The sequence below is a fragment of the Bacillus cereus group sp. MYBK216-1 genome (assembly GCF_051916495.1).
GTDB lineage: Bacteria > Bacillota > Bacilli > Bacillales > Bacillaceae_G > Bacillus_A > Bacillus_A thuringiensis_K.
Genome location: NZ_JBQAGT010000032.1, coordinates 1 through 7,602 on the forward strand (window position 1 = coordinate 1; position 7,602 = coordinate 7,602).

Sequence of the window (7,602 nt, forward strand, 5' to 3'; positions counted from 1 at the left end):
TGAGAGATTTTGTAATAGGAATACAAGGGAGAATAACTAGAGAAGGGTTGATCACTGAGTCCGGAACGTTTATGCCGCGAAAGTCACTTGACCATGAGGGGCACCCTCATGCAAACTCACCAGAGGTGGCCCCAGAAGGGCGGTTTTTGCCCGCTGGGGTTATCTTTGGGAGTTTGAGGGTGTAGAGGCTCATGGTCAAGTGAACCGTGGAATAAAAAGTGTAGGACGGGACCCCAGAAAAGGGTAAAAACCAATGGAGTTATGGGAAATGAAAAGCAAAGATCTAGTAAAGGAAACGAACTGTTTTTTATGATGAATACTTATTCATGGTTGGTTAACATAACGTCCTATTATCGGTAGCAAATCTTTTCATAGAATCCTTGTGTTTATAAGGTTTCTTTTCTTTCTGTCTATATATACCTTATACATGATTTTATACATCGTTGATATAGCGGGGATACTAGGGATCCCCGCTCTTCTTTTTTGCATAAAATCTTGTATAAAAACAGTTTAGTTATAGCGTTCTACACTGAAAAATAAAAACTTTTCTTTCAATTTTAAAAGGAAGGTGTTACCTTTTTAAATAAGGAAAACACTATATAGCAACTGAAGAACAGCTTAGAACAAAGGGAGGACAAAATATGGCTCAAACTTATTGGGGATCTGAGGTAGCGAAGAACTTAGGGATTGGCTCAAGTACTTTACGTAAATATTGCCTTGCCCTTGAGGAAGCTGGGTATCCTTTCGAGCGCGGCAATAATAATTCTAGAATTTTTTATCATAAAGATGTAGCAACTATAGAACGGTTAGTAACGGCTATGAACAAGAAAAACGTAACACTAGAACAGGCTATAAATCTAGCAATGGTAAGTGTTGAAGAAAATGAGATAGCAACTGTTGTTACAGATGGTGTAGCAGATACAGAACATATAAAAGTATTAACGGAACGTATAGGACGATTAGAACAACTTAATTTAGAGTTAATTCAAAGATTAGATCAACAAAGTAAATCCTTACAGGAAATGGATGACAAGAGAATAATAAGAGAAGAACAAAGAGATATTCAATTAATGCAAGTATTGAGAGAAATACAAGATAGTAAGCGCCTAATAGCAGCTTCAGAACAGAAGAAATCACTTTGGAGTCGTCTATTTGGCAAATAAATTAAAATTTAATAATAGAAAAAAAGCTCACTCATTATATAAAAATAGATAAGGGATGAGCTTTTTTCGGGCTACGGATAAGTGGGATTATATAAGGTTTATATTCAAAAAACTTTGTATTTTAAAAGCCATTTATAAATGGCTTTTTTATTTCTCCTTATTTTTGATCTATTCATTCAGCCTTTAATGCTTTATATTTTTATGTCTTTAGCGAATGTAAACTTTTGAATATTAGTTTACATTCATTTCCCCTCAAACATTGACTTCTCACCAATTCTCCTGATATCCTCGATTTGCACAATATAAGTATACATTCAAAATACTATAATTAGAGAGGTCATAAACCCATGAATAAAAAAATACATCTCATTGATGTCCAACCCATCCGTAGTAAAGAACAAATTCAAGATATGAATTTGGTAGAGTGGTCCTAGTACTAAGCAACAAAAGCCATCCTATCGAATAGAAAAAAACAGCATTGATATATGGATTGATTCAGTCGTATACTCGAAAAATTTACAGTTTTCGTTGATATTTCTGTCCTATAATAAACGCCCTTTTTGTAAGTCTACTCTCTTGCTAACTTATTTCGATAAATCTCGACTAAAGCCCAAAGAGTTTCTGACATGTATCGCAATCGTATCTCTGTGTCTACTAATTCTTGTTTAAAAAAACCAAAGGAACCATCTGGTTGTTGCTGATCAAGAAGAAAATTTTGTCCAATATCTAACCATTGGTCTTCGATTTTTAGGCGGATGGCACATCGTAAGATACCAGCAACGGTTAAAACGTCACGATCACGTGCATAAGACAGCGTTAAGCCCTCTAGGATACGTGACCAATCCCGAATAATCGATGGTTCTACATAAAGAGTTTCCGGATTACAAAAGTTAATGGTGTGAATAAAAGTACGAAATTCTGGTAGACTCATGAGAATCATCTTATAGGGAGGCGGCAGTTCTACTTTTTGATGGATAATATAATTAATATTATGTTCTACGTCTTTGATTTGATTGCTCAAAATCATTGATAGAGCATATAGAGATATTTCTTTTTCGGATACTGGCGTAACTTGATCCAACCAGCCTTTTGCTCGATTAATCGCTGACAAAATTTTCGCGATGTACACTCTTTTCACCTCCTACACGCGTAAGAGCCGTAATACAGTACATAATTCCAACAATTGTTGAATGATAATGGTGATTGAACAGTTCCTGATTATTGTATGCATGACTAAGTTGTGCAATCTTCTTGTTCTTTGGAACAGAACCATCTTCTTTCCAAACATTTTGAAATATCTTAGAACATTCCAAATAAATAATAGAATCAGTCTGATCCAAAGAAATAAGGTTAATCAGCAATTCTCCAACAAGATCCCAATTGCCGATTCGTACATAATGCAAAAGTAACGATTCAAGTAATTTGACTATACGACGTATTTCCTTATTAGGTAAGAGAAGTGGTCGGTTTCCAAAATTAGTTAAATGAAACAATATATGAGTTATATAGTATACATGCACATCATTTAGATAAATTGGATTTACTTCCTTAGCTAAAATGCTTGACTGATACACAGAATACCAATCTGGTTCCTGGGTCAAATATTTCGATCTCCAAAAAACAAGATCACGTTCTAAAATTCGAAAAGGATACTCTTCACAAGCATACAAATAACCATTACACTTTAAAAACTCTAATGTTTCTTCATAATAAGGATTTTGATATTCTGTAGCACGCAGCATGAGATAACTTACCAAACAAGGGTAAGAATCGATTGGATTTTTACGAGGCATCTGAGCATAAAGGGGATTTTCAAATTGAATACAAATAAATGAAAAAATTAAATCTATATTATTTTGTAGATTTGTAATATTGCATTTTTTTATGTACGAGTAAACCAAAGACAATTCAGTTAACAGTTTGATCCCTTGTTGTGTAAGTTGTTGGTTCTGAATTGGGCAAAAAAAATCAATATGTCTATTAATCCATTGAAGACTATCTTCTGCAAGTTTGTTTAACTTATTGTACTCAAACAAATCCCTATTTTGCATGGAACTCCCACTTTCTTGATGATTTAGTAATAAGATAGACCATGTTTGCATTCTTATATTTCCCTTGAGTATTTATCTTTATACATATTTTTCCTATAAAATGTAAACTTCCGATTCTCGTCCAATTTCTCATCTCTCCTGGAAAAGATATTGGATGGGCAATTAGGTTAGCAGAGTATGACTGTATAAGGACTACTTCCTAAAGGCTACGGTCATCACTTCACGCTTTTTAGGTATGTTCCCTGTGATAGTAATAGCAGTGGTGTATTGCCATCGACAACGGATATTGTCACATGTTTCTACATTTTTACATGAGAAAAAGACCAATCCCGGATCGAGCAGGAGATTGATCTTTTTCGCTTTCTTAAAAGTCTACCTTTTTGGTAGTGCAAATGGTGTTACCAGCACATTAGTAAGCAAAAACTATGATTTTCTGGAACATCTCTAACTGATAGCCCCATATCTACGGCCTCACAGAGAGTTAACTCTGGATTGAGTACACCTTTTTGCTGCAAAATCTGAAATGCCTCTTTTTGAGACTTACCTTGTAAGTCATGAATAAGACCCTGATCCTTCATCTTTTCACCCCCATCATGTTTGCATTTTATATTGTCCTTGAATATTTGTTTCTATACATAATTCCCCATTAATACCCTATATTTTATAAACTTTTATTATTAAATTTCTTTATTTTCTTTATATTATTCTTATATAAGGATTTTTATTAAACAGTGAGATTGAATTGAAAATCAGAGCCGCGGTAATTTTTAACAACCTTAAAATAGTTAATGTGGAATTAATCGTTCTCTAAATCAAACGTATTATTTTAGCGAAATAGTTTAATCTATATTTGAGTGCTTTGATGGCGAAATGTTCGAAGCACTGTTTAATTTATAACATATGATCCATCTGTTGGATTTAAAGTGAAGCATGAGTGATACTAATCACTCGAATTAACAAGCTTAAAAAGGAGTAATTATTTATGAAATTAAAGAAAAGAAATTTAGAAATAAAAGGAAGTGTATCTTTCGAGAATTTCCCTGAATTTCCATGGTTCCCCGAAAGATGTGATCGAACCATTAATAGAAGTATCCAACTAGATCCGAATGACCAATATAAGACAATTTTAACCATGGCAGTTAAATGTGGTGATGATTGTTTTACAGAACTAGATATCCAGGCAAAAGTAATAAAAGAAACCGGTGATATTGTAGTAAATGTTTATACAAAATTTTACGATGTAGAAATAAACGGAACAAAAGAAGTAAAAGATTCCAATTCAACTCAAGACTTTTTAATTCGAAGGGGTAAATCAACAACTCTGACTCATGATTTACGTAAACCTGAAGTTATGAATTTTTCTCAAGTGTGGGATACAAGTGTAGTTACCCTAAATTTCACAAATTTTCTTGTTGAAGATTAAGCTTATCTCTATGACAATTTCGTTTTATAGCTCCCATACATATATAAACCTCCTGTATTTATATATATGGGAAAAGAGTACTGTTATAGATGGAAGAACAAACAGTTTAACGACATGCCAAACTCTGCCAAAATAAATTGATAATTGGCCCATATTAATAAAGACAAATTCCCTGATATCTACTTTTTGAATATTATTTATAAAAAACTAGGAGATGGTTTTTTATAATGCAACCTTATGAATTTAATCCAATAACTAATTATTCTTATATACCCGAAAGAGATGATTGTTTAAAAGAATGTTTACAAAAAGAAACCGGTTTGGATCCGCAAGCAATAACGGAAATTATAGCGTGTTTAGGTCGTTGCGGACTTGATTTTTGGTGTTTAGCTGGTTGTATAGGATTATCTTTAGCAAGACGTATTTGGAGAGCTGTTGTGAAATGTTGGGGAGAATGCTCATATTATAAATATTCAATAGATCAGATACCTGGTGCTTGTATATATATAACTAGAGATGGAAATCGTCATTGTCAAAATGTTCGTAGTCAAATATATTGTGAACAAATTAAAGAATCTCCAGATGTTATATGGGCAGAATTTTATCCATTAAGACAATGTCCTTCATCTTAAAAAGGCTTATTCTTTATCTATTTTTAGATAAAGAATAAGCCTTTTTTCCATTATTAAATTTTAATTTATTTACTAAATAGACGACCCTAAAGTGATTTCTTTTGTTTTGAAACTGTTCTTCTCTTATTATTTTTTGAACATCAGTTTCCTATAAAAATTTATTTTATTGATCCAACCTTTGAATTTTTCCATTGTTTTTTCTCTGTCCGCTTGGCGAGAAAGTTACCGTAGGTTTGACAGTTTTGTTTTATAGTCATAGCTGATACTTTTATTTTCTTGGCTACTTCTTCAGCTGATAACCAGTTTTTTGTTGCATTGTTCAGATCACCATCCTTCTAACCATCTATTTGTTTTTGTAAATATAAAAAGTTAGACAAGATACAACAAAAAAAGCCATTCATGCTATAATTGAGTTGACTAGACAAAATTATAGTGAAGGGGCTTTTTTGTATTTTATAACAGATTATTAGAGTATCAGACTCTTAGAAAATATTCTATATACATAATACCAAAATAAAAGTCTCTTCGCTAGTTGTAAAAACTAGAAGTGGAGAGTTAATTATGAAAAAAATAGTGGATTTTTCAGAAGTTGAGAAAAATGCAAGGTTAAGAGATATTGATAATTCGAAGATTTTAACGGAAGAAGAAATGGAAATGGCTAATGATCTTCAAGCAAAAGCAAATGCAAGAGGTATGAAGTTAGTCCCAGAACGTAAAATTAAGAGTAAGGTAAGATTTGCGCAATTAATTCAAGATAATATATGGTATATAGAAGAAAATTCTTATCTAGATAATAAAGAAATTGTATTTCTTTGGAAGATAAGTAGTAAAGTTGGTTTTTTGAGTAATTGTATTGTTGATAGTATACATAAGAAAAGCCCTGTACCTTTAACACAGACTGATATTGCTAGAGTTTTAAAAAGAACTAAAAATAATGTGAATCCAATTATTAAATCTTTAGTTGATAAAGGGATTTTAGCAGTTTCTGAGGTAGGTGTTGATGGTAATAACGCGAGAGCAAATGCATATTTTGTTAATCCTAACATTATGTTTGCAGGAGATAAAGATGATGTTAATCAAACTTTAAGGGCAATGTTTAGTAGAGTACCAAAGGAATTAAAAAAGTTACCTATAAAATTATTTTGAAGATACTAATATTTTTAGTATCTTTTTTTATTAAATACGTGTAATTTTGGAGTTCTTAAAATCAAGAACTAAAGTTCTTAAAATTAAGAACAGCCAAAAATGCTTTGAAGTATTGATATTACTGGTTTTTTTATACTTTTATAGGTGTGTTCTATCTCACTCTCTATATAAGGCTAAAAGTTCCGCAAGGAACAGGTAGTATTTTTAAGCAAACTACGCTTAAAAATCTCCACCTTTGCTAGAAAAAAGTCGCCTCGTTAATCCTCGGCTAAAGTCGAAGACTTTTCTTTTTTCTAGCATCCTTGCGGAACTTTTTTTGGCTCGTTTGCTTTCATCGCCAAGCCGATATACTCAAAAGTGGGATTTATTTATATCGGCTTGAGCTATCCATTATACGAGCCAAAACGCTTGATCTAACGCTTTATAACAGATTCTTTATTTATTTTTAGATACGCAATATGTGGGGGCTCCCCACACCCCGGCCAACCTCTACCTCAAAAGTAGGGAGAAAGAACTTAGTTTAAAAACCTCAGAGAGGCTCTGTATCCATGAAGTTTTAGCTTTTCTATCCAAGTGCGTAAGCAAATGGATAGAAGTATGTTTTTTGGATAGATCGTGTATGCTTCGTATACGGATCTGTTAAAACAAAAAGGGTTTGCCAACGGCAAACCCTTTTTGTCCTTTTCTAAGAAGCGGAAGCTGAATGAGAAAAGGACAGATTCCTGGTGCGAAGCATCCAGGAATCTGAAATCCCGCAGGGCAAAATACGCCTGAAGACCATTCACTCGGCTTGCCGAGCTTGTTTTTGGTTCAAGCGCAGCGAGAAGCAAAAATGAATGCGTCTGACCGCAGGCATGGAAAAGCGTCAGCTTTTATCATGCCAAGGCAGGCGTATTTTGCCCTGCTTGAATCTTACAGGACGAAGGACGGTAAGATGATTCGTCAGATGCTCTTGATCTTCCCGGTTTAAAGCCGTTAAGGCGATAAACCGGGCTCCCCGGAGGGGAGAATATGTACTTGATTCTATGTGATACCACATAGAATCAAGTACATTATACAATATATTAATGTAGATATGAGAGATTTTGTAATAGGAATACAAGGGAGAATAACTAGAGAAGGGTTGATCACTGAGTCCGGAACGTTTATGCCGCGAAAGTCACTTGACCATGAGGGGCACCCTCATG

At 33.6% G+C, this 7,602-nt stretch carries 7 protein-coding genes and 1 pseudogene; 5 read left to right on the top strand and 3 right to left on the bottom strand.

The features are described from left to right. Positions 1–641: 641 nt before the first annotated feature. Entirely contained in the window at positions 642–1,163 is a 522-nt protein-coding gene (locus ACTFRH_RS30685) for a DUF3967 domain-containing protein (protein WP_061885397.1), read from the top strand. A 347-nt stretch (positions 1,164–1,510) separates the two neighbouring features. Beyond that, positions 1,511–1,576, top strand: a pseudogene (locus ACTFRH_RS30690) (tyrosine-type recombinase/integrase); the annotation flags it as partial. A gap of 155 nt (positions 1,577–1,731) precedes the next feature. Here the strand turns inward: ACTFRH_RS30690 and ACTFRH_RS30695 are convergent. The 3 genes from ACTFRH_RS30695 to ACTFRH_RS30705 form a co-directional block, all read right to left on the bottom strand. Next, positions 1,732–2,292 carry a hypothetical protein gene (locus tag ACTFRH_RS30695; protein ID WP_061885398.1) on the bottom strand — a complete coding sequence of 187 codons (561 nt, stop codon included), beginning with the start codon at positions 2,290–2,292 and terminating at the stop codon, positions 1,732–1,734. Then, complete coding sequence (locus tag ACTFRH_RS30700) at positions 2,261–3,265, bottom strand: DUF6895 family protein (protein WP_142386039.1); 1,005 nt, start codon at positions 3,263–3,265, stop codon at positions 2,261–2,263. Before ACTFRH_RS30700 ends, ACTFRH_RS30695 begins: the two co-directional genes overlap by 32 nt. 347 nt (positions 3,266–3,612) lie before the next feature. Continuing rightward, positions 3,613–3,792, bottom strand: a complete 180-nt coding sequence (locus ACTFRH_RS30705) for a hypothetical protein (RefSeq protein WP_061885400.1) — start codon at positions 3,790–3,792, stop codon at positions 3,613–3,615. A gap of 404 nt (positions 3,793–4,196) precedes the next feature. Here ACTFRH_RS30705 and ACTFRH_RS30710 point away from each other — a divergent pair, with 404 nt between their 5' ends. From ACTFRH_RS30710 to ACTFRH_RS30720, 3 genes are all read left to right on the top strand, one after another. Next, on the top strand, positions 4,197–4,637 hold the full coding sequence (locus ACTFRH_RS30710) for a hypothetical protein (protein WP_061885401.1): 441 nt from the start codon (positions 4,197–4,199) through the stop codon (positions 4,635–4,637). 227 nt (positions 4,638–4,864) lie between these two features. After that, positions 4,865–5,269, top strand: a complete 405-nt coding sequence (locus ACTFRH_RS30715) for a hypothetical protein (RefSeq protein ID WP_061885402.1) — start codon at positions 4,865–4,867, stop codon at positions 5,267–5,269. 561 nt (positions 5,270–5,830) lie between these two features. Continuing rightward, positions 5,831–6,415 carry a MarR family transcriptional regulator gene (locus ACTFRH_RS30720; protein WP_061885403.1) on the top strand — a complete coding sequence of 195 codons (585 nt, stop codon included), beginning with the start codon at positions 5,831–5,833 and terminating at the stop codon, positions 6,413–6,415. Positions 6,416–7,602 lie beyond the last annotated feature (1,187 nt).

Excerpts from the sequence above, each read along its gene's own strand:
- ACTFRH_RS30685 (WP_061885397.1), top strand. The coding sequence starts at position 642 with ATGGCTCAAACTTATTGGGGATCTGAGGTAGCGAAGAACTTAGGGATT.
- ACTFRH_RS30700 (WP_142386039.1), bottom strand. The coding sequence starts at position 3,265 with ATGCAAACATGGTCTATCTTATTACTAAATCATCAAGAAAGTGGGAGT.
- ACTFRH_RS30705 (WP_061885400.1), bottom strand. The coding sequence starts at position 3,792 with ATGAAGGATCAGGGTCTTATTCATGACTTACAAGGTAAGTCTCAAAAA.
- ACTFRH_RS30710 (WP_061885401.1), top strand. The coding sequence starts at position 4,197 with ATGAAATTAAAGAAAAGAAATTTAGAAATAAAAGGAAGTGTATCTTTC.
- ACTFRH_RS30715 (WP_061885402.1), top strand. The coding sequence starts at position 4,865 with ATGCAACCTTATGAATTTAATCCAATAACTAATTATTCTTATATACCC.
- ACTFRH_RS30720 (WP_061885403.1), top strand. The coding sequence starts at position 5,831 with ATGAAAAAAATAGTGGATTTTTCAGAAGTTGAGAAAAATGCAAGGTTA.